This window comes from Neorhizobium sp. T7_12 (genome assembly GCF_002968535.1).
In the GTDB taxonomy this organism is placed as follows: Bacteria; Pseudomonadota; Alphaproteobacteria; order Rhizobiales; family Rhizobiaceae; genus Neorhizobium; species Neorhizobium tomejilense.
Genome location: NZ_PVBK01000001.1, coordinates 1108634 through 1128108 on the forward strand (window position 1 = coordinate 1108634; position 19475 = coordinate 1128108).

At 60.7% G+C, this 19475-nt stretch carries 24 protein-coding genes and 1 other RNA gene; 9 read left to right on the top strand and 16 right to left on the bottom strand.

From position 1 onward, the window contains the following. Nucleotides 1-25: 25 nt before the first annotated feature. From C5J26_RS05435 to ssrA, 4 genes are all read right to left on the bottom strand, one after another. Nucleotides 26-235 carry a ribbon-helix-helix domain-containing protein gene (locus tag C5J26_RS05435; protein WP_046626051.1) on the bottom strand — a complete coding sequence of 70 codons (210 nt, stop codon included), beginning with the start codon at nucleotides 233-235 and terminating at the stop codon, nucleotides 26-28. A 113-nt stretch (nucleotides 236-348) separates the two neighbouring features. Beyond that, nucleotides 349-543 carry a DUF4169 family protein gene (locus C5J26_RS05440; protein ID WP_046667612.1) on the bottom strand — a complete coding sequence of 65 codons (195 nt, stop codon included), beginning with the start codon at nucleotides 541-543 and terminating at the stop codon, nucleotides 349-351. Between the two features lie 21 nt (nucleotides 544-564). Beyond that, on the bottom strand, nucleotides 565-1071 hold the full coding sequence (locus tag C5J26_RS05445) for an SspB family protein (RefSeq protein WP_105400809.1): 507 nt from the start codon (nucleotides 1069-1071) through the stop codon (nucleotides 565-567). 120 nt (nucleotides 1072-1191) lie between these two features. Further along, nucleotides 1192-1571: a transfer-messenger RNA gene (gene ssrA / locus C5J26_RS05450) on the bottom strand. Nucleotides 1572-1809: 238 nt separating this feature from the next. Here ssrA and C5J26_RS05455 point away from each other — a divergent pair. Further along, nucleotides 1810-2175, top strand: coding sequence for a hypothetical protein (locus C5J26_RS05455; RefSeq protein ID WP_105400810.1), 366 nt, complete (start codon nucleotides 1810-1812; stop codon nucleotides 2173-2175). Nucleotides 2176-2221: 46 nt separating this feature from the next. Here the strand turns inward: C5J26_RS05455 and C5J26_RS05460 are convergent, their stop codons facing one another. From C5J26_RS05460 to C5J26_RS05495, 8 genes are all read right to left on the bottom strand, one after another. Continuing rightward, entirely contained in the window at nucleotides 2222-2506 is a 285-nt protein-coding gene (locus tag C5J26_RS05460) for a copper-binding protein (protein ID WP_105400811.1), read from the bottom strand. 22 nt (nucleotides 2507-2528) lie between these two features. Next, nucleotides 2529-3008, bottom strand: a complete 480-nt coding sequence (locus tag C5J26_RS05465; RefSeq protein ID WP_105400977.1) for a plastocyanin/azurin family copper-binding protein — start codon at nucleotides 3006-3008, stop codon at nucleotides 2529-2531. A gap of 32 nt (nucleotides 3009-3040) precedes the next feature. Then, nucleotides 3041-4399 carry a multicopper oxidase family protein gene (locus tag C5J26_RS05470; protein ID WP_105400812.1) on the bottom strand — a complete coding sequence of 453 codons (1359 nt, stop codon included), beginning with the start codon at nucleotides 4397-4399 and terminating at the stop codon, nucleotides 3041-3043. Nucleotides 4400-4413: 14 nt separating this feature from the next. Beyond that, nucleotides 4414-5862: a TolC family protein gene (locus C5J26_RS05475; protein WP_105400978.1), complete on the bottom strand. Its 1449-nt coding sequence runs from the start codon at nucleotides 5860-5862 to the stop codon at nucleotides 4414-4416. 5 nt (nucleotides 5863-5867) lie between these two features. Further along, nucleotides 5868-6086 (bottom strand): hypothetical protein, encoded by a 219-nt coding sequence (locus tag C5J26_RS05480; protein ID WP_105400979.1) that lies wholly within the window; start codon nucleotides 6084-6086, stop codon nucleotides 5868-5870. A gap of 88 nt (nucleotides 6087-6174) precedes the next feature. Further along, a complete protein-coding gene (locus tag C5J26_RS05485; protein WP_371681887.1) occupies nucleotides 6175-6525 on the bottom strand; it encodes a hypothetical protein in 351 nt (116 codons plus the stop codon). A 183-nt stretch (nucleotides 6526-6708) separates the two neighbouring features. After that, a complete protein-coding gene (locus tag C5J26_RS05490) occupies nucleotides 6709-6957 on the bottom strand; it encodes a hypothetical protein (RefSeq protein WP_105400813.1) in 249 nt (82 codons plus the stop codon). 109 nt (nucleotides 6958-7066) lie between these two features. Then, the gene (locus tag C5J26_RS05495; RefSeq protein WP_105400814.1) at nucleotides 7067-7339 is read right to left on the bottom strand and encodes a hypothetical protein; all 273 of its coding nucleotides are present in this window, start codon (nucleotides 7337-7339) and stop codon (nucleotides 7067-7069) included. A gap of 225 nt (nucleotides 7340-7564) precedes the next feature. Between C5J26_RS05495 and C5J26_RS05500 the strand changes: the two genes are divergently transcribed. Continuing rightward, entirely contained in the window at nucleotides 7565-8242 is a 678-nt protein-coding gene (locus C5J26_RS05500; RefSeq protein ID WP_105400815.1) for a response regulator transcription factor, read from the top strand. 196 nt (nucleotides 8243-8438) lie between these two features. After that, entirely contained in the window at nucleotides 8439-9578 is a 1140-nt protein-coding gene (locus C5J26_RS05505; RefSeq protein WP_245441084.1) for a HAMP domain-containing sensor histidine kinase, read from the top strand. A 71-nt stretch (nucleotides 9579-9649) separates the two neighbouring features. On the opposite strand, the gene C5J26_RS05510 is transcribed toward C5J26_RS05505, so the two are convergent. Further along, complete coding sequence (locus C5J26_RS05510) at nucleotides 9650-11551, bottom strand: DUF4396 domain-containing protein (protein WP_105400817.1); 1902 nt, start codon at nucleotides 11549-11551, stop codon at nucleotides 9650-9652. 252 nt (nucleotides 11552-11803) lie between these two features. Here C5J26_RS05510 and C5J26_RS05520 point away from each other — a divergent pair, with 252 nt between their 5' ends. The 6 genes from C5J26_RS05520 (at nucleotide 11804) to C5J26_RS05545 (ending at nucleotide 18170) form a co-directional block, all read left to right on the top strand. Next, nucleotides 11804-12697, top strand: a complete 894-nt coding sequence (locus C5J26_RS05520; protein ID WP_105400819.1) for an NAD(P)-dependent oxidoreductase — start codon at nucleotides 11804-11806, stop codon at nucleotides 12695-12697. Nucleotides 12698-12796: 99 nt separating this feature from the next. Beyond that, the gene (locus C5J26_RS05525) at nucleotides 12797-13591 is read left to right on the top strand and encodes a thymidylate synthase (RefSeq protein ID WP_105400820.1); all 795 of its coding nucleotides are present in this window, start codon (nucleotides 12797-12799) and stop codon (nucleotides 13589-13591) included. Next, entirely contained in the window at nucleotides 13588-14118 is a 531-nt protein-coding gene (locus C5J26_RS05530; RefSeq protein ID WP_105400821.1) for a dihydrofolate reductase, read from the top strand. The genes C5J26_RS05525 and C5J26_RS05530 overlap by 4 nt, the downstream gene beginning before the upstream one ends. 141 nt (nucleotides 14119-14259) lie before the next feature. Next, on the top strand, nucleotides 14260-15357 hold the full coding sequence (hflK, locus tag C5J26_RS05535; RefSeq protein ID WP_105400980.1) for an FtsH protease activity modulator HflK: 1098 nt from the start codon (nucleotides 14260-14262) through the stop codon (nucleotides 15355-15357). Continuing rightward, nucleotides 15354-16304, top strand: a complete 951-nt coding sequence (gene hflC / locus C5J26_RS05540) for a protease modulator HflC (protein WP_105400822.1) — start codon at nucleotides 15354-15356, stop codon at nucleotides 16302-16304. Before hflK ends, hflC begins: the two co-directional genes overlap by 4 nt. A 222-nt stretch (nucleotides 16305-16526) precedes the next feature. After that, entirely contained in the window at nucleotides 16527-18170 is a 1644-nt protein-coding gene (locus C5J26_RS05545; protein WP_105400823.1) for a Do family serine endopeptidase, read from the top strand. 16 nt (nucleotides 18171-18186) lie between these two features. Here the strand turns inward: C5J26_RS05545 and C5J26_RS05550 are convergent, their stop codons facing one another. From C5J26_RS05550 to C5J26_RS05560, 3 genes are read right to left on the bottom strand one after another with little or no spacing between them, the layout of a single operon-like run. After that, nucleotides 18187-18768, bottom strand: a complete 582-nt coding sequence (locus C5J26_RS05550; protein ID WP_105400981.1) for a GNAT family N-acetyltransferase — start codon at nucleotides 18766-18768, stop codon at nucleotides 18187-18189. A 24-nt stretch (nucleotides 18769-18792) separates the two neighbouring features. Continuing rightward, nucleotides 18793-19104, bottom strand: a complete 312-nt coding sequence (locus tag C5J26_RS05555; protein WP_105400824.1) for a helix-turn-helix domain-containing protein — start codon at nucleotides 19102-19104, stop codon at nucleotides 18793-18795. Next, a complete protein-coding gene (locus C5J26_RS05560) occupies nucleotides 19101-19412 on the bottom strand; it encodes a type II toxin-antitoxin system RelE/ParE family toxin (RefSeq protein ID WP_245441086.1) in 312 nt (103 codons plus the stop codon). The genes C5J26_RS05555 and C5J26_RS05560 overlap by 4 nt, the downstream gene beginning before the upstream one ends. Nucleotides 19413-19475: the final 63 nt, after the last annotated feature.

A 19475-nucleotide genomic window follows, 5' to 3' on the forward strand; every position in this document is an offset into this window, starting at 1 on the left:
CCCCAACGGCGGTGCCAGTTTCATTCTACGACGACTTGAGCCACGTCAGGACATGGACGCGCAGCGCCGACGAGAGATTGCTGGCAGCATCCCTTTGATCGTCGATCTCGGCGATCAGGGTTGCCAGGCTGATATCGCGTTTTGCAGCGATTGCCTTCAACTCGAGCCAGAACTCGTCCTCGAGGGAAAAACTGGTGCGATGACCGTGAAGGGTCGCGGAATGTTTGCGGATCACGAAACTCTCCGGACCTTCGGAACAAGCTCGCTTATTCAGACTGTGGTACTTCCGGCGTCAAGCCGATCGGCTGAAGCTTGGTTAGCGGATCCTTAATATACACCGGACGGAAGTCAGTCGTCCTTGCCGGGCTTTTCCAGGCGGCCCTGGTCGAGTCCCTTCTCCGCCTTGTCGTTGCGTGCCTTGGTCAGGGACTTGTCGGCCTTGGTACGGCCGAAGGTGAGGCGGTTCTGCTCCGCCTCCTTTTCCTTTTCGAGCCGTTCCTTGGCTTTGCGGAACTGGCGAAGGTTGACGATTTCGGCGCTCATGGCTGACGCGCCTCCCGGCGCTTACTGCTTCTTGCGGAAGGAATCGAGCGAGATGACCGAGCCGGGCTTCTTCTCTTCGCCAGGCTTGGCTTCGGTGTCGGTGGACTTGGAAATGGCGTCTACGGGGATGGCGGTGATTTCAGCGGTGGTGTTCTCGTCCTCGTCGGCGAGCGGCACTTCGAATTCAAGCTCGAAATTCACAGAAGGGTCGTAGAAACCGCGAATGGCGTTGAAGGGAACGACCAGGCGTTCCGGGGTGTCGGAGAAGGAAAGGCCGATCTCGAACTGGGTATCGGAGACCTTGAGGTCCCAGAACTGGTGCTGGACGACGATGGTCATCTGTTCGGCATATTTCGCCTTGAGGTGCTGCGAGATGCGCACGCCCGGGGCGCCGGTCAGGAAGGTGATGAAGAAATGATGGTCGCCCGGCAGACGGCCCGTGGCCGCAACCTCGGTCAAAACCTTACGGATGACGCCGCGCAACGCGTCCTGCGCCAGAATATCGTAACGGATGTGGTCCTGCCCCATACGGTCCTGTCTTTCCATTCTCTCGTCTTTTAGTCAGACGCGTTATGCCATGCCGGCCCGGCGCGGGGAAGCCCCGACGAGCATCCGAGTCAGTTCCATAGTATTCGACTGGGGAGCGAAGGTGAAGGCTTCTGTTGCCAGGTGCCTTCGGACCCCGCCTTAAAGTGCTACCTCCAAGGACTTAGTTCGGATTTCCCGCACCGCCATTAGGCAGCGAGAGCATAACCCTTAGCGTTGTTGTCGTTTGCAACTACACTTTTTGACCCGATAACGGTGGTATCATGCCGAGCAAAAGTTCGATCTTTAAGCCCTTGTCGATCCTATTTCGCCCCCATCAAAAGCCGGTCCGCAAGGTTTCCATGCGACCGACCGGTTTTTGGTGGAGGCGCCGGGTACCGCCCCCGGGTCCAATAGGTTTATTACACCGGCCGTTTATTGCCATAGCCGGACCGAAGTCCGGCAGTCGTCATATAGGCGCTTCCAACCCCGGTGAAAAGGGGTGAGAAGCGTGAAGGCTCCCATAAATCGTCGCATCGATCACTTTTGCCGCTGGTCAACAGGGAAACGGGCAGGAACCGAGGATCAGCGCAATCGACCGGTTCCTTCGCGCAGATAACGATCCGCGATCGTTGCGCTTCCCCTTTTTGATATGAGCCGTTGTGGCAGCACCTGACAATCGCTGTCCCAGCGGTCCAATCGATGCTAAACTACTGAAGTGTCGTGCCTTGGGAGGGGCCGATGGGCCGTCTCTGCTTAGCTGTGGCAGCATTCGTCATTGAGGCGTCGGGCCTAGAAGCTCAGGAACGTCAGCCGTTTCACATTGCGCAATTCCCCGACAGCCGGACAGTGAGCCTTACGATCACGTCGGCGGCGACGTCGGAAGACATCGAGTATGATTACGACGTCGCAATTGGACTGACCGAGCACAAGACCGGCGGCGAACCCATCTTCGTGGACAACGGCACCCATGTCATGCGTATCCGGTGTCAGGCGCCACGAACGGTATTGGTCGGCGCTACAGTTTACAGGCTGCATGACCCGCCAGTGATGGGCGACTGGAAAGAGGACCTGTGGAAGGCCTTGTGCCTTCAACCCGTCTCTTGAGTAGGTGAGTAGGCCCCCGCTTCCGGGGAAGCGGGGGCCGTTGTTGTCACTTCACCTGGGTGACGGTCAGCTTGCCGTTGACACGTTCCGCCACGAACTGGATGTTCGCGCCTTCCTTCATCTTCCCGAGCATCCCCTCGTCGGCCACGTTGAAGACCATGGTCATCGCGGGCATTTCGAGACCCTTCAGCTCCTCGTGGATGAGCGTGACCTTCTTGGCCTTGGCATCGACCTTCTTGACCGTGCCCTTGGTGAATTCCTGAGCGAACGCACCGCTGGCGGATGCCAGGCCGAGCGCTGCGACGACAGCAAGTTTGAGAACCGTTTTCATGCTCTTACTCCTTCCTTCTTACCTACTTGTTGGCGACAGTGACGTCGCCGTGCATTCCGGCGTCGTAGTGGCCGGGAACGAGGCAGGCGATCTTGAAGACGCCATCGTTGGTGAATTTCCAGACGATATCACCGGACTTGCCCGGCTTCAGGCGGATCGCGTTCGGATCGTCATGTTCCATGTCCGGAAATTTCTCCATGACCGCCTTGTGCTCCATCACCTTCGCCTCCTGGTCGAGGACGAATTCGTGGTCGAGCTCGCCTTCGTTCTTGATGGTGAAGCGGATGGTCTGACCCTTGCGAACCTTGAAGTCGTTCGGGGTGAAGATCATCTTGCCGTCGGGCGTCTCTTTCATGCTGACGCGGATGGTCTGGCTGACCTTCGACTTGTCGCCGGGTTCGCCAACGGCCATGGCTTCGCCGTGGCCGCCCGCGTGGCTGCCCGATGCCAGAACCGGCGTTGCGAGGGTGGCGAGGATGAGGCCAAGAATTGCAGTTTTCATGATCATGTCCTTTGATTGTTGGGAGTTACCGATCAGCCGTGGTTCGAAAGTTTCGACGGCGGCTGTGTCTTTGCGTCTTTGGCCTTGGGCGCGTCGGGGAGGCTTCCCGTCCACTCCCAGGCCTGGGTGCCGGGCGGGTTTTCGTACCAACCCGGATCGGCGTAATCGCCCGCCGAGATACCCTCGCGGACCTTCACCACGGAAAACATGCCGCCCATCTCGATGGGGCCGTGGGGTCCCCATCCAGTCATCATGGGAACAGTGTTTTCCGGTGTTTCCATGGACATCTCGCCCATATCCGCCATGCCGGCCGTACCCATCGGCATATATTCGGGACGGATCTGCCTGATCTTTTTGGTGACTTCCTTCTTGTCGACGCCGATGAACGTCGGGATGTCGTGGCCCATCGCGTTCATCGTGTGATGCGACTTGTGACAATGGATCGCCCAGTCGCCGACATGCTTTGCGTCGAACTCGTAGGCCCGCATCGCGCCGACGGGAATGTCGATGCTGACCTCCGGCCAGCGTGCCTCGGGCCGAACCCAGCCGCCGTCGGTGCAGGTCACCTCGAAATCGTAGCCGTGCATGTGGATCGGGTGATTGGTCATCGTCAGGTTACCGACGCGGACGCGGACCTTGTCGTTCTTCGAGACGACCAGCGGATCGATGCCCGGGAAGATGCGGCTGTTCCAGGTCCAGAGATTGAAGTCGGTCATCTCCATGACGCGCGGCACATAGGTGCCGGGATCGATGTCATAGGCGCTGAGCAGGAAAACGAAGTCGCGGTCGACCGGCATGAACTTCGGGTCCTTGGGATGGACCACGAAGAAACCCATCATGCCCATCGCCATCTGGACCATCTCGTCCGAATGCGGGTGGTACATGAAGGTGCCGGACTTCACGAGGTCGAACTCGTAGACGAAGGTCTTGCCGACGGGAATATGGGGTTGGGAAAGGCCGCCCACACCGTCCATCCCCGATGGCACGAGCATGCCATGCCAGTGGACCGTGGTGTGCTCCGGCAGCTTGTTGGTCACGAAGATGCGGACCCGGTCGCCCTCGACCGCCTCGATGGTCGGACCTGGCGACTGGCCGTTATAGCCCCAGAGGTATGCGGTCATGCCTTCCGCCATCTCGCGTTCGACAGGCTCGGCGACGAGGTGGAACTCCTTGACGCCGTTGTTCATGCGGAAGGGCAGGGTCCATCCGTTCAGGGTCACGACCGGGTTGTAGTCTGGCCCCACGGATGGACGGATCGGCGTCTGGGTTGCGGCGGAGTCCATCGCGGCCGCCTCCGGCAGACCCATGTTCGACGTCTGGCCCCAGGCCTGGGAGGAGACGAGTGCGGCACCGGCGGCACCAGCTCCAAGCAATTGTCTTCTATTGAACATTCTCGTTTCCTTTCTCAGTCTTCGTCTTCAGCCGAAGCGACTTCGGTTTCTGCCGAGGTCGAACCGGTGCTGCCGCCATAGATGACGGGGGCAAGGTTCGCTTCGGCGAGCCAGAAGTCGCGTTTGGCGTTGACGGCGAGGATGGTGGAGTCGATCTTCTCGCGGGTGTCGGCGATCAGTTCGAAGGTGCTGGTGATCATTCCGTTGTAGGTGAGGAGGGACTGTTCCTCGATCGCATTGCGCAACGGCAGGACGTTGTTTCGGTAGTGGCGCGCGATATCGTAGTTCGACTTGTAGGCCAGATAGGCAGAGCGGGCTTGTGAACGGGTGTTGACCGCAAGTTCCGCCAGCTGGTTGGCAGCCCGCATATAGGCGAGCTCGCCCTTTCGCAGACGCGCCTGGCCGGAATCGAAGATCGGGATCCTGAATTCCAGTCCTGCCGTCTTCGACACGTCCGAGAGGATCTTGCCGTCCTCGCGCTCGCGTTCCTTTTCGTAAGTGCCGACCAGTTCGATGTCGGTGACGATGCGGGTGACATCTTCGAGCTTGTAGGACTGGGCGGTCGCCTGAAGCTCCAGGCGGGCGACTTGCAGATCCATGCGCTTGTGAATCGACTCGGCCTCGATGTCGTCGCGCTTGATCAATGCCTTTGGCAGTGAGGGGAGGCGGTTCGGAATCTGGACGTCGATGTCGGAACCGGAGAGGCCCATCAGCCTGACCAGCTCTTCCTTGGCAAGCTTTGCTTCGAGCCTTGCCTTGGCAGTCTCGCCGGTCAGTTCCGCATAGAAGACGTGTTCACGCGCCTGGTCGGCCTTCGGCATTGATCCGGCTTCGCCGATCTTCTTGGCGAGTTCGGAGGCAGCGTCGGCGGCTCCCTTGGCCTGGTTGAGGTAGGCGACGTTTTCCCATGCCGCCACGGCGTTGATCCAGGCTCGCCGCGTTTCGGCGGCGAGCGAGATCGTGGCGATGGCCGCGTTGAGCTGGGCCTGACGGAACCGCGTGTCGGCCAGCTTGATGTTCTTGTCGTATGTCGCCAGAGCCAGAATGTTGGCCGCGATGGCACCTTCGAGAACACGATAGGCCTCAAGTCCGGGAGTGGCGATCCCGGTCAGACCGACGGAGAAGGTCGGCAAGACCGAAAGCTGCGTCTGCCATGCGTCCGCAGCACTATCCCCGAGATCGGCATAGGAGGCCTGGAGGCCCTTGTTGTTCAGGAGAGCGACCTGGACGGCGGTCTCGACGTCGATGGTCTTTTTGGCCATCAGCGCCTTCACGCGGCCCTGGACTGCCTGAGCCTGCTGTCGGTTCTGGACCCACACGGTTTGTTTGCCGGTTGCCTCGCTGCTTTTCGCTGAGGCATTCATGAAACCGGCGTCTTTGGCCGAGTAGTCCGTCGTCACGCAGCCGGCGGCGACAAGGGGGAGCACGACGGCGGACATGAGCTTGATGTGACGTGTTATCATCGCGCTCATCCTTTTTTCGGAGCCTGGGCGTCGTTGAGACCGCGCCACGGCTTCGGATCGACGGGCATGCGATGGGTGTAGCCGTCAATCGGGCTCCGGTACCGGAGAGCCCCCACGTCGGACACGGCGTCAGGGTGGTCGGTCGAAGCAACGACTTCAGGCAATGTGGACGCGCATCCGCTGGCAAAAAGCGGAAGAGCAACCACCAGGAACAAATGTTTCATGGTGAAAATCCGAGAATATGATCGCAATTGCGCCATGGCGCTCACTCGCGCACAGGCACAGCAAGACCCGCCCTGCGGGTGCTAGTTCTCAGATGTTAGGTGGACGATGCAGGCTCGGCTTCTGACCGGCAGTATCCGTGTCGTCGATGAACTCGCGAATGGAAACCACGCGCGGATGGTTCAACGAGGAGCCGGAGCAGGCGATGGCGGCAACACCGCAATAATCCGTGCAGCAGGAGCTCTTGGATTTTTCCGGGCTGCCGTGGTCGTGCTGGTTGCCGTGATGATCGGCATCGGCCATCGCAACGCCGTCGCCATGGTGAGCGGCGTGGCCATCTTCGACCTGCGAGACCTGGGCGGCGCTTTCGGGATGCATCGCGGCGCTGACGGCAGAAAAGCTGTAGCCCGCCAGTGACAAGATCATCACCAGTCTGAACATCAGTGCCATCGCTTTAGATGTGATTCGATACATCCCGCTCATGCCTATCAGGATTGCCAGAGCCTTCGAGCTTGTCAATCGACGCCTTCTCAAACCACCACTTCACGTCGTTTGTGTGGCACCGCAACAACGCCACGAAGGTGCCCCGCCGTATCTGAGGCCAGCGGGCCGGTTGCATTGGCTTTAGTTGGGGCGGTCCGAACCACCATAGTAGTCGCCGCTGTTGGTTGTCTTCGGGGTCGTGTCCCACCCGTTGCGAAGCGCCGGATTGTTGATCGATCCGGTATATCCGTAGCGGGCGTCCCGGGCTGCAGATGCTTCGACCGAAGGGTTGCGGTCAGCCCCTTCGTAGTAGTTGCCTTCCTGGGCCAGTGCGGAGGTGCTCAGAAAAATTGCGGCCAGAAGCGCGGTAGCGGAAGCTGCTTTCATCATTGTAGATATTCCTTCAGAATTGCCGACCACTGGAGTTAGCGACCATGGTCGATGAGTTGCCGATGTCTTGAATGTCGAGCAGGGATCGCTGATCGACGGCAGTTGAAATTCAGCGGTTGTCGCGGGATTTATGGAGTTCAGCACGCGGATCGGTTACGGAAACGGTCCCGAACCGCTTGTTGGTGCGCTCGACGATGCCATTGTCGAGGACCCGGAATGTCACGTTGCTATTTGACTTGGCGACGGCGGTTTCTCCGGGTTTGCCATGCCCTTGGACAATAGCATCCACAGGAGACGCTCCGGAGGCCAAGGGACCGTTAGCCAGAGCGGGGACTGCAACGGCCGCGAAACCAACCGATAGGATTAGGAGCTTGGAATTCATGATCTTTTCCTCGTTCGACTGCGTGGTGCAGCGTGAGGAAGTTACATCGCGGTTTTGTCGGCCGCCTTTCGCCAAGTTTACAAAATTGTAAGGTGGAACGGCTCGCCGCCGCGGCTATCACGGGTCAGGCAGGGCTGATATCCTGCCGCAACAAAGCCTGGATCGTGCCGCTTGGAGCATCGGCGAGCGCGCGATCAAAATACTGCTCTACAGACCGGAAGCCTTATGAAAATCCTCCTGATAGAAGATGACAAGAAGACGGCCACCTATATCGTCAAAGGTTTTACGTCGGCTGGACATGTCGTGGATTGGGTTCTCGATGGCAGAGACGGGTTGACGGCAGGACTCGATGATTCCTATGACGTGATGGTCGTCGACCGGATGGTTCCAGCTCTGGACGGTCTCACGCTGGTAAAAAGCCTTCGCGCGGCCTCCGTCCGAACCCCGGTTCTTTTCCTCACGGCCATGAGCGGTGTCGATGACCGCGTCGAGGGTCTCGAAGCCGGGGGCGATGACTATCTCGTCAAACCTTTCGCCTTCTCCGAGTTGACGGCGAGGATCAACGCGTTGCTCAGGCGTCCGCCAATGACTGCCGAGAAAACGAAGTTGCGCGTCGGGGATCTTGAACTCGATCTGGTCAAACGAACCGCCGAACGAGCTGGAATGCCTCTTGAACTGCTGCCGAGAGAATTCACGCTGCTGGAGCTTCTGATGCGAAACGAGGGAAGGGTGCTTACCAAAACGATGCTTCTGGAGAGGATCTGGAACTTCAATTTCGATCCGCAGAGCTCCGTGGTCGAAACCCATATCAGCCGATTGCGGTCGAAGATCGATAAACCGTTCGACTTCCCGCTCCTGCACACCGTCCGCAACACCGGCTATAGCCTGCATGCGCGGCGGTAGCTTCTTCAAGAGCACGGCTGTCCGGCTTGCCTTCCTCTACATATCGCTGTTTGTCGTCTCCTACCTCGCAGCCAACGTCATCGCCTACCAGATGGTACTGAATTTTCTGGACGAGCGGCTCAACGCAAACGTCATGGAGCGATACAGGGAAATCGGGTCAGCCTACGAGGCTCGCGGCCTCCCAGGCGCGATCAGCATGATCAACAGCCATGGTCCGGCGATCCGAGGCGAAGAGACGATCTACACGCTCCGGAATTCATCCGGAGCGCTGATTGCGGGAAACGCTGAACTGAAAGGCGTTGCGAAAGGCTTTTCCACCCTGAGGCCGAAAGATCAGCATCAAAGCGACGTCAACTACAAGCTGTTCCGGGGCCAGCTCGACGGGAACGACCTGACGGTTGGCATCAGCTACGGCGACACCGACGAACTGGCACGGATCGTGCTGGTCAGCTTCGGGTGGGCCACCGCTATCGTATTTACCGTCGGATTAGGCGGAGCGGTCGTCCTGAGATATCGCACCCGTCGGCGGATTTCCGAGCTGTCTCAAACCGCCCATGCCATCGGGCGCGGCGAGCTTGCGAGGCGACTGCCGGTGTCGTCGAGGATGGACGAGATCGACATGTTGTCGTCGGAGGTCAATGTTGCGCTGGAGCGTCTGGAGGCGAGCGTTGCCACCTTGAACCATGTGACGACGGACGTCGCCCATGACCTGAAAACGCCGATCGGTCGGACGTTCCTGATTCTGGACGATGCTCTGCAAGCAGAAACAATGGCGGAGGCCAAAGACGCGGTAGAAGCCGCTCTCGCTGAACTGACCGCGATAGCGAGCACGTTCGACGCACTCCTGAGGATTGCCCAGATCGAGGCCCACAACAGGACTGCCCATTTCAAGTCAATCGATCTCACCGCGCTGGTCCGCGACATCTACGACATTTACGACGCGATCGCGGCTGAGGCCGGGTACGCGCTTCGTATACAGGAAGCGGGTGAGGAATGTCAGGTTCGCGCCGATCCGGACCTGATAAGGCAAATGTTGGCCAATCTGCTCGCCAACGCGCTCCGTCATACCCCGTCCGGCTCCACCATCACATTGGGCTTGACGCATCGTGGCGGCGCCATCTGCCTGAGCGTATCCGACGACGGCCCAGGCATTCCTGCGGAAGAGCGGGAGCGGGTATTCGATCGCTTCTATCGGCTGGAAAAAAGCAGAACCACCGTCGGATCGGGTCTTGGCCTCAGCCTCGTAAAGGCGATTGCAGAGCTTCATGGTGCAAAGGTCGAGTTGCTGGACAATGCGCCGGGGCTGTCTGTGGTTATCCTGTTCCGCCGCCTCTGAAACTGCTCCGCGTGCGGCATGATCCCGTTCATATGGGCGCGATCAGCATGGGCGAAGTCGAGTTGAAACAATCACGGCTGGACATCGATCACCAGCATCAGGCCGCCGCCGCCATCGGTTTCGACATTGTTGTTCGTCGTGTGGTGGGAGATATGGCAGTGGACGAGCCATTTGCCCGGCCGCTGGGCGGTCCATAGGACATCATACCGTTGTCCGGGAGCGACGTTGACGGTGTCGGCCAGGTAGCGGGCGGTTGGCGCCAGTGTCTCCCCATCGCGCGCGGCGACCTCGAACGGGCCTCCATGGACGTGCATCGGATGGATGGCCGTCGTGTGTGAACCGACGAAGCGTATCTTCAGTTTCTGCCCGACCTTCATCTTGATCGTGTCCGTTGCGGGATAGGATTTCCCGTTGATCGTGAAGAAGTTGGGCAGGGCACCTTCCATCGGCATGGCCGGATATGTGAGCCACTCCCGCTTCACCCATTCCTGAAGCTGCATCGTATATTCGAGATCGGCGGCAATTTCGTCGGCCGCATCCTTGGGATCGATGATCAGTGCCCCGTACAGGCCAAGCGACTGCTGCCGATCCACGTGGTCGTGCGTGTGGTAGAAATACGTGCCGGACTGCCCGACGGTATATTCGTAGGTGAAGGTCTGGCCCGGCTCTATCGGCTTCTGGGTGATGTGGGCCGGCCCGTCCATCTCGTTTGGCAGGATCAGGCCATGCCAATGGACGGTCGTGCTTTCGGGCAGCCGGTTGGTGACGTTGATCCGGACCCTGTCGCCTTGCACGACCCGCAAAGTCGGGCCTGGAACCTGATTGTTGTAGGCGTAGGCCTCCACCGTTTCGCCGGGCAATATCGACCATCCGATCACCGAGGCGGTCAGGTCGAAGACCTTGACGTCGCCATCGATGCGCGGCGGAAGGACTTCGCCACCCATCGCCGTCTCCCGCGCCCTGAAACCGGCGAGGCGAGGATCGACCGCCGCCATGTCGCGCATGGCGTCGCCGGGCGTATCGAACGTCATGATCATCCCGGGGGCCATGATCGCACCACCGACGTCGTGGGCGCTCAAATGCATGTTCACCTTGGTGAACGGGTAGGCGAAGCCGGCGATCAGCATGATCGAGGTGAAGGCGGCCATGGTGGCGATCTGGAGACGGGTAGGGGCGAACGCGCGGCTTGGGCGATCTTGCCCCGACCCGTGATGCTGATGGTTGCCGGCTTGCTGTTGTCGGTTCTCGTCTTCGTGGGCATGTGCGCCCTCCTGTTGGTGCTGCCCATGCTTGTCGCCGGCCATTTGGTCTCGCTGCGTCATCAGCCCGTGCTTCAGCCCCTTGGCGACCAGCCAGACATTGAACGGGTAGGCGACCAGGAAACCGACCCCGATGCCGAGGGCCATCACGCCCCAGAAGAGCATTTCTCCCGGCCACATGGCCCTCATGTCGCGGCCCATCATCAGGATTGCCATGACCGGAGCCATGCCGGCCATCATCGCGTTCATGCTGATGAATTCCGGCATGAAGGAATTTCGGACATTCTGCCAGTAGGTGCCGCCCATCATGTTCTTCATGAACAGGGCCTGGAAGATGAACAGGCCGAGCGCGAAGCCGGCGATGTATTCGATGATGATATCGATCCACATCGGCAGGCCGAGAAGGGCAGTGATCGCGGCGGCGATGATGATGCCCGTGGCATCGCCGGCGACGCAGTGGATGGTGGAGCCGATCCCCTGCTTCCACAGCGGCTTGATGAACTCTTCGTGCGTTCCGGGCACAGGTTCCTTGTCGGCCAGGATGTAGAGGAGCAGGCCGATCGGCCCGAGGTAGAGCGTGACGAGGATGAAGCCCCATTTCATCACGGCCGGCTCGGGATTGTTCCTGAACTGGTCCCAGGCGACGTACAGCGTGCTGAGACCGGCCAGGACGAACCAGACAAAGAGAAGATAGTCGATTGGCTGGATGAACATGGCCTCCTCCACATCGCGAAGTCACGAGATGGAGCGGACGCTACAAGTTTCCAGCGTTGGAAGGTCAAGCGCCTCGAGCGGCGTGTTTCGGGCGTCCTGCTTTTGCGCGATCGACGTTGACGGGCTGGTGGTGCCATGCTTCATCATCGAGCCAGACAGGTCGTTTCGGCTGGCGATGCCGGGCTCGCAGAAGGTGGGCGGACGATATCGACAGTTGCGGCAGGGCCAGGATGGGATTTGAGGAGGCACGTCATGGGCAAGCGGATCGTATTCACCGGCGGCAGCGGCAAGGCTGGAAGGCATGTCGTGCCGTATCTCGTAGGGGAAGGGCATGAGGTCCTCAACCTCGATCTGGTGCCGCTCGATTGCCCCGGCGTCAACACGCTGATTACCGATCTCAGGGACGGCGGCGAGACCTTCAACGCGCTCTCCATGCATTTCGGCTTCCAAGGGCTGGAGAGCGGCAAGGGGCCGGCGCCCGTCGATGCGGTGGTGCATTTCGCCGCCGTACCGCGCATCCTGATGCGCCCGGACAACGCGACGTTTTCGGCCAACACGATCTCCACCTACAACGTCGTCGAGGCGGCGATGAAGCTCGGCATCCCCAAGGTGATCATCGCGTCCAGCGAGACGACCTATGGGGTCTGCTTTGCCGAGGGCGACAAGGACTACCGTTCGTTTCCGCTCACCGAAGATTACGATGTCGACCCGATGGACAGCTACGGTCTCTCCAAGGTCGTCAACGAGAAGACGGCGCGGGCCTTTGCCATGCGTTTCGGCGCGGACATCTATGCGCTTCGGATCGGCAACGTGATCTCGCCGGAGGACTACAGCCGCTTCCCCGCCTTCCTCGCCGACCCGCCATCGCGCAAGCGCAATGCCTGGAGCTATATCGATGCCCGCGATCTCGGCCAGATCGTGCATCTCTGCATCGAAAAGGACGGGCTGGGTTTCCAGGTCTTCAACGCGGTCAATGACACGATTACGGCGCTTGAGCCGACCCGACCGTTCCTCGAGCGCTGGGCGCCCGGCACGCCCATCGTCGGTGAGATCGGTGAATTCGAGGCTCCGATCAGCAACCGCAAGATCAGGGAGGTCCTGGGTTTCGCCGAGAGCCACGATTGGCGTAAATACGTCACCAGGTGATTGGCGCCGCTAAAACGGGGGAAAGCCATCAAACGAGATTGGTCGGACCGAGCTATGCTACTATATGATTCCATGACGATGGAATCGGCGGCCTGACCCATGAAACAATATCTCGATCTTCTCCGGCATGTGATGGAAACCGGCACCGACCGGGGCGACCGGACCGGCAAGGGCACCCGCTCGGTATTCGGCTATCAGATGCGCTTCGACCTCGCGGAAGGTTTTCCGGTCCTGACGACCAAGAAGCTGCATCTGAGATCGATCATCCACGAGCTCCTGTGGTTCCTGAAGGGCGATACGAACGTCGGCTATCTGAAGGAAAACGGCGTCTCCATCTGGGATGAATGGGCCGACGAGAAGGGCGAGCTTGGCCCCGTCTACGGCTATCAGTGGCGCTCCTGGCCCGCCCCCGACGGCAGCCACGTCGACCAGATTTCCCAATTGATCGAGGGCCTGAAGGTCAACCCCAATTCGCGCCGGCATATCGTGTCGGCCTGGAACGTCGGCCAGCTCGACGACATGGCGCTGCCAGCCTGCCATTGCCTGTTCCAGTTCTACGTCGCCGACGGCAAGCTTTCCTGCCAGCTCTACCAGCGCTCCGCCGACGTCTTTCTCGGCGTGCCGTTCAACATTGCGTCCTACGCGCTGCTGACGATGATGGTTGCCCAGGTGACGGGGCTAAAGCCCGGCGACTTCGTCCACACGCTCGGCGATACGCATATCTACTCGGATCACTTCGAGCAGGCGAAGCTGCAGCTGACCCGTACCCCGAAAACGCTGCCCACCATGCGCATCAATCCTGCGGTAAAGGACATCTTCTCCTTCCGCTTCGAGGATTTCGCCCTGGAAGGATATGAGGCCGATCCGCATATCAAGGCGGCGGTGGCGGTGTGAGCAAGCCCCGTCTCGTCATCATCGCCGCCGTCTCGCGGAACGGCGTCATCGGCCGCGATGGCGACATGCCCTGGAGACTTTCGACCGATCTGAAGCGCTTCAAGGCGCTGACCTTGGGCAAACCGGTGATCGTCGGGCGCAAGACCTTCGACAGTTTCGGCGGCAGACCTCTCCCGGGCCGGCCGCATGTGGTCGTCACGCGCAACCCGGATTTCCACTACGAGGGCGTCGATGTGGCCGCATCCCTCGACGAGGCACTCAAGATTGCCGGCCGCAGGGCCGAGGAGGCCGGAGCCGACGAGATCTTCGTGCTGGGCGGCGGCGAGATTTACGCCCAGGCGATCAGGATAGCAGACATGCTGCGCGTTACCCATGTCGAAACCGACATTTCGGACGGCGATACGGTCTTTCCTGCCATCGATGCGGCGGTGTTCGAGAAGATCGATGAGGTTGCCGTTCCGGTGGGCGAGAAGGACAGTTATCCGACCCGTTTCGCCACTTATGCCCGCCGAACCGCGACAAACTGAAACATTTCGTGACCGTTGAACGGGAAGTTATTGAACCTGCGTTGAAAGCAGGTCGGCGCATCCCTATAACGGGGCAATAGCCAGACGGCTGCCGCACGGCAGGGTCGCGGTTTGGGAGCGAATACGAACAAAGAGGTTTTGATGCCCTGGAGCAATCAGAATGGTGGCGGCGGCGGTCCTTGGGGCGGCGGTGGCGGTAATAATCAAGGGCCCTGGGGACAGGGACCGAACCGCCCACGCGGCGGCGGGGGCAGCGGCGGTCCGCCCGACCTCGAAGACATCATAAGGCGCAGCCAGGACCGGCTGCGCAGCGTAATGCCCGGCGGCTTCAACGGCGGCGCCTTCGCGATCGTTCTCATCGTGATTATTGCCTTCCTCGCCTTCCAGTCCGTCTATACGGTCCAGCCGGACGAGCGCGGGGTCGAACTGCGTTTCGGCCGCCCGAAGGACGAAATCTCCATGCCGGGCCTGCATTTCCATTTCTGGCCGTTCGAATCCGTCGAGATCGTCAAGGTCACCGAACAGCAGCAGAATATCGGCGCGGCTCGGGGCTCAAGCTCCAATGCCGGCTGGATGCTGACCGGCGACCAGAACATCGTCAATGTTCAGTTCTCGGTTCTATTCACCGTGACCGATCCGAAGGCCTATCTCTTCAATCTTGAAGGCCCGGCTTCGACGCTGCAGCAGGTTTCCGAAAGTGCCATGCGCGAAGTCGTCGGCCGCCGTCCGGCGCAGGACATCTTCCGCGACAACCGCGAAGGCATCTCGACGGAAGTGCGCAGCATCATCCAGGGCACGATGGATACCTACGGCTCCGGCCTTTCCATCAATGCCGTACCGATCGAGGATGCGGCGCCGCCGCGTGAAGTGGCCGACGCCTTCGAAGAAGTGCAGCGTGCGGAACAGGACGAGGATCGTTTCGTCGAAGAGGCGAACCAGTACGCCAACCAGAAGCTCGGCCAGGCCCGCGGCCAGGCAGCCCAGGTCCGCGAAGAGGCATCCGCCTACAAGGACAAGGTCGTCAACGAAGCGCAGGGCGAGGCGCAGCGCTTCGTCTCCATCTACAACGAATATGCCAACGCGCCTGAAGTGACGCGCCGGCGCATCTTCCTCGAAACCATGGAAACGGTGCTGAAGAACTCCCGCAAGATCATTCTGGACAACAAGGACGGCGTGGTTCCCTATCTGCCGCTCAACGAGATGATCAAGCCGCAGACGAACCAGGGAGGCACACGATGAACTCCAATCGACTCCCCGCATTCCTGATCGGCCTCGCCGTTCTTCTCATCCTCATCTATTCGTCGGTCTTCGTGGTCAACGAACGCGAACAGGCGATCGTCGTCCGCTTCGGCGAAATCCAGGACGTCAAGCGCGAGCCGGGCATCTATTTCAAGCTGCCCTTCGCATTCATGGACGCCGATCGCGTCCAGTATGTCGAGGACCGGGCATTGCGCTTCGATCTCGACAATATCCGCGTCCAGGTGCGCGGCGGTGCCTTCTATGAAGTCGACGCTTTTGTCGTCTACTCGATCACCGGCCCGCGCCTTTTCCGGGAAACGGTGTCGGGCGACCGCGAATCGGCCGAATCGCGCCTTCGCACCCGCCTCGATGCGGCCTTGCGCCGGGTCTACGGTCTGCGCAATTTCGACGCGGCGCTTTCCAATGAGCGTTCTTCGATGATGCAGGAGGTTCGCGCCGACCTGAGTGCTGCGGCGGAAACCCTCGGGCTCGCGATCCGCGACGTTCGTATCCGCCGCACCGACCTCACCCAGGAAGTGTCGCAGCAGACCTTCCAGCGCATGAAGGCGGAACGTCTTGCCGAAGCTGAACTGATCCGCGCTCGTGGTAACGAACAGGGCCAGCGCCGGCGGGCGATCGCCGACCGCCAGGTCGTCGAATTCGTCTCCGAAGCACAGAGGGATTCGGAAATCATGCGCGGTCAGGGCGATGCCGAACGCAACAAGATCTTCGGCGAGGCCTTCCAGCGCGATCCGGCCTTCTTCGAGTTCTACCGCACCATGCGGGCCTATGTGGCTGCACTTGCCGACAACGGCACGACCTTGGTGCTGTCGCCGGATTCGGAGTTTTTCCGGTTCTTCAACTCGTCCGCAGGTCAGGCACTTGCGCCGATCCAGCCTCCGGCTCGACCGGCACCGCCTGCCGCGCCCGCAGCGCCGGCGAACTGATCTGGCAAGTTTGGGGCGGCGCAAAGCCGCCCCTTTCATGACAAGACCATCCACAGGCGTGACGGGTAGAGGGCGCAGTCCTCACGAAAAGGTAATTTCCACAGTCGTCATTCCGCCTTATGCTCTGCCGAAACTCCGCCCGATTCAAAGGTTCCTATAGCCTGCCCGGGTGGAGACCGCTCTTCCGGGGTGATGCGGACAACCCAACAGCGAGGACGCCAGATGGCCCATTCGGTTCGATCGACCTTCAAGCGCACCGTCACGCTTGCGGCAACTTTTGCCCTGCTGGCGGCACCCTTGCAGGCGATTGCCCAGACCCCGGTCCCTGCCGCCCCGGGGCAGAACGCCAATCCGCCGGCCGGTTCTCCGGGCGTCATGCTGCCGGCTCCGCCGACACCGTCTCCGACCATCAATCCGCCCCCGGCTCCGGGGCCGATGGCAGGCGGCGGCCCGGGCTCGATCGCCGATCTCGCCGAGGGCCTGCTCGATGCCGTCGTCAACATCTCCACCTCCCAGAGCGTCAAGGACCAGGGGGCCGGCCCGCAGCCCCAGATCCAGGAAGGCTCACCGTTCCAGGAGTTTTTCGAGGACTTCTTCGATGGCCAGGGCAACCAGAACGGCAACCAGAAGGTTTCTTCGCTCGGCTCCGGCTTCGTGATCGATCCCTCCGGCTACGTGGTCACCAACAACCACGTCATCGAAGGCGCCGACGACATTGAGGTGATTTTCCCGAACGGCTCGAAGCTCAAGGCCAAGCTGGTCGGCACCGACACCAAGACCGACCTGTCGGTCCTGAAGGTCGAGCCCAAGGCGCCGCTCAAGGCCGTGCGCTTCGGCGATTCCCGCCGCATGCGGATCGGCGACTGGGTGATGGCGATCGGCAACCCCTTCGGCCTCGGCGGATCCGTGACACTGGGCATCATTTCGGCCCGCGGCCGCAACATCAATGCCGGTCCCTATGACAACTTCATCCAGACGGATGCGGCGATCAACAAGGGCAATTCCGGTGGGCCGCTGTTCAACATGCGCGGCGAGGTGATCGGCATCAATACCGCGATCATTTCACCGTCCGGCGGTTCGATCGGCATCGGTTTCGCCGTACCGACGGAGCTCGCCGAAAATGTCGTGCACCAGCTGACCGAATTCGGCGAGACGCGTCGCGGCTGGCTCGGCGTGCGCATCCAGCCGGTCACCGACGACGTGGCGGCAAGCCTCGGCCTCGACCGGGCGCGCGGCGCGCTGGTATCCGGCGTGGTCAACGGCGGGCCGATCAAGAACGGCGAGATCAAGGCGGGCGACGTGGTCCTCACCTTCGACGGCCAGTCCGTCAACGAGATGCGCGACCTGCCGCGCATCGTTGCGGAAAGCCCGGTCAACAAGGAAGTCGACGTGGTGATCCTGCGCGACGGCAAGCAGCAGACCGTCAAGGTGACGCTCGGCCGCCTGGAGGATAGCGCCGATCCGGAGGAGGAAGACGACCAGCCGGCCCTGCCGGAAGGCCAGGGCGAGAACAAGACGCCGGACAACAAAGCGCCCGGAGACCAGAAGGGCGAACTCAGCCAGGATCCGGCCGCAGCCTTCGGCATGACGCTTGCCGTGCTCGACGAGGACCGTCGCAAGAGTTTCAGCATTGTCGAAAGCGTCGAGGGGGTCCTGATCACTGCCGTCGCGCCGAATTCGCCGGCAGCCCAGAAGGGGTTGAAGGTCGGCGAGGTCGTGGTCGAGGTGGCGCAGGATTTCGTCGAAAGCCCGGCCGACGTCGTCAAGCGGATCTCGGTCCTGAAGTCCGAGGGCCGGCGCAACGCGCATGTGATGGTCTCGGATCCTTCCGGAAACCTGCGCTTCGTAGCGCTGCCGCTGGAGTAAGCCCAGGGCGAGGCGGTCAGCGGGCGCGCCCCGCGGCCGCCCTCTGGCGCTGCCACTCATCGCGGGTGATCGCATAGACTACATGCGGTTTCAGATGCGGATGCGTATCCGGCACCCGCGGATGGTCGAAATCCATGCCGGTGATGCGATGCAGGCCGAGCCGCTTCATGACCGCGGTCGATCGCTTGTTTTCGCCGACTGCGAAGGAAACGACCGCATCGAGGTGCTTTTCGTCGAAGGCGAAGTCGAGCAGCGCGCGAGCTGCCTCCGTGACATAACCGTTGCCCCAGAATCGGGTCGCCAGCCGCCAGCCGATTTCCACCGTCTCGACCGGAAAGATATCCGGCATGTTGGCGAGCGACAGGCCGCAGAAACCCATGGGCTCCTGGGTTTCCTTCAGTTCCAGCGCGTAAAAGCCGAGCCCGGTTTCGGTGATGGCATCGTTAAGTTTTGCGAGAAAGGTGTCGGCCTCCTCGTGGGTACGGCGGAACGGGAAAAATTCCATCACCTTCGGATCGGAATTGATCTCGCGAAAGAGGTCGCGATCGCTGTCGATCCAGCTTCTAAGGCGCAGGCGTTCGGTTTCGAGGATGATGATGGGACGATGCACGGTCAACCTGCTCTATGATGCTCTGGAAGAGGATTTCGGCTTCTGGAAGCTGATGCGGAGTTTTGTGCCAGTTGCATCGGCGAACCTTTGCAGGGTGCGGGTCGAGGGCATGGAACGACCACTCTCCAGCCGGGCGATGGCGGCCTGAGTCGTCCCCATGGCCTTGGCGACGTCTTCCTGCGTCATGGAGGCCTGGGCGCGTGCCTTGATCAGGGCCTCTGCCAGGGCAAACTCCTCTTCGAGGGCATCATAGGCCGCGACGAATTCGGGGTCCTCGAACCATTCCTTGGCTGCCTCGCTTACAAGCAGGCTCTTCTTGTTCATCTCACATCCTTTGCCCGTCTCAGCGCAATCTCGATTTCGCGTCTGGGCGTTTTCTGGGTCTTCTTCTGGAAGACGTGCAAGACCACGATCCGCTGGCCTGAAGCCGTTACATAAGCTGCCCGGGCTATTCCGTCGCGGCCGCGCATTCGCATTTCCCAGATCGGTCCCTCAAGGTGCTTCACATAGGGCTCGTGCACCTTGGCGGGTCCTTCCAGCTCGATCAGCTTTACGATGCGGAGGAAACTGGCAATAATATCGGTAGGAAACGCCTCCAGCTCGATCCTGACGCGATCGTTCAGAAATTCCATTTTCCAATGCATTGAATATACCATTTTTGCAATGATTTTTCAATGCATATGATGCGATGCGAG

Coding starts and splice junctions, on each gene's coding strand:
- C5J26_RS05440 (WP_046667612.1), bottom strand. CDS start 543: ATGAGCGCCGAAATCGTCAACCTTCGCCAGTTCCGCAAAGCCAAGGAA.
- C5J26_RS05445 (WP_105400809.1), bottom strand. CDS start 1,071: ATGGGGCAGGACCACATCCGTTACGATATTCTGGCGCAGGACGCGTTG.
- C5J26_RS05455 (WP_105400810.1), top strand. CDS start 1,810: ATGGGCCGTCTCTGCTTAGCTGTGGCAGCATTCGTCATTGAGGCGTCG.
- C5J26_RS05460 (WP_105400811.1), bottom strand. CDS start 2,506: ATGAAAACGGTTCTCAAACTTGCTGTCGTCGCAGCGCTCGGCCTGGCA.
- C5J26_RS05465 (WP_105400977.1), bottom strand. CDS start 3,008: ATGAAAACTGCAATTCTTGGCCTCATCCTCGCCACCCTCGCAACGCCG.
- C5J26_RS05470 (WP_105400812.1), bottom strand. CDS start 4,399: ATGTTCAATAGAAGACAATTGCTTGGAGCTGGTGCCGCCGGTGCCGCA.
- C5J26_RS05475 (WP_105400978.1), bottom strand. CDS start 5,862: ATGATAACACGTCACATCAAGCTCATGTCCGCCGTCGTGCTCCCCCTT.
- C5J26_RS05480 (WP_105400979.1), bottom strand. CDS start 6,086: ATGAAACATTTGTTCCTGGTGGTTGCTCTTCCGCTTTTTGCCAGCGGA.
- C5J26_RS05485 (WP_371681887.1), bottom strand. CDS start 6,525: ATGTTCAGACTGGTGATGATCTTGTCACTGGCGGGCTACAGCTTTTCT.
- C5J26_RS05490 (WP_105400813.1), bottom strand. CDS start 6,957: ATGATGAAAGCAGCTTCCGCTACCGCGCTTCTGGCCGCAATTTTTCTG.
- C5J26_RS05495 (WP_105400814.1), bottom strand. CDS start 7,339: ATGAATTCCAAGCTCCTAATCCTATCGGTTGGTTTCGCGGCCGTTGCA.
- C5J26_RS05500 (WP_105400815.1), top strand. CDS start 7,565: ATGAAAATCCTCCTGATAGAAGATGACAAGAAGACGGCCACCTATATC.
- C5J26_RS05505 (WP_245441084.1), top strand. CDS start 8,439: ATGATCAACAGCCATGGTCCGGCGATCCGAGGCGAAGAGACGATCTAC.
- C5J26_RS05510 (WP_105400817.1), bottom strand. CDS start 11,551: ATGTTCATCCAGCCAATCGACTATCTTCTCTTTGTCTGGTTCGTCCTG.
- C5J26_RS05520 (WP_105400819.1), top strand. CDS start 11,804: ATGGGCAAGCGGATCGTATTCACCGGCGGCAGCGGCAAGGCTGGAAGG.
- C5J26_RS05525 (WP_105400820.1), top strand. CDS start 12,797: ATGAAACAATATCTCGATCTTCTCCGGCATGTGATGGAAACCGGCACC.
- hflK (WP_105400980.1), top strand. CDS start 14,260: ATGCCCTGGAGCAATCAGAATGGTGGCGGCGGCGGTCCTTGGGGCGGC.
- hflC (WP_105400822.1), top strand. CDS start 15,354: ATGAACTCCAATCGACTCCCCGCATTCCTGATCGGCCTCGCCGTTCTT.
- C5J26_RS05545 (WP_105400823.1), top strand. CDS start 16,527: ATGGCCCATTCGGTTCGATCGACCTTCAAGCGCACCGTCACGCTTGCG.
- C5J26_RS05555 (WP_105400824.1), bottom strand. CDS start 19,104: ATGAACAAGAAGAGCCTGCTTGTAAGCGAGGCAGCCAAGGAATGGTTC.
- C5J26_RS05560 (WP_245441086.1), bottom strand. CDS start 19,412: ATGGAATTTCTGAACGATCGCGTCAGGATCGAGCTGGAGGCGTTTCCT.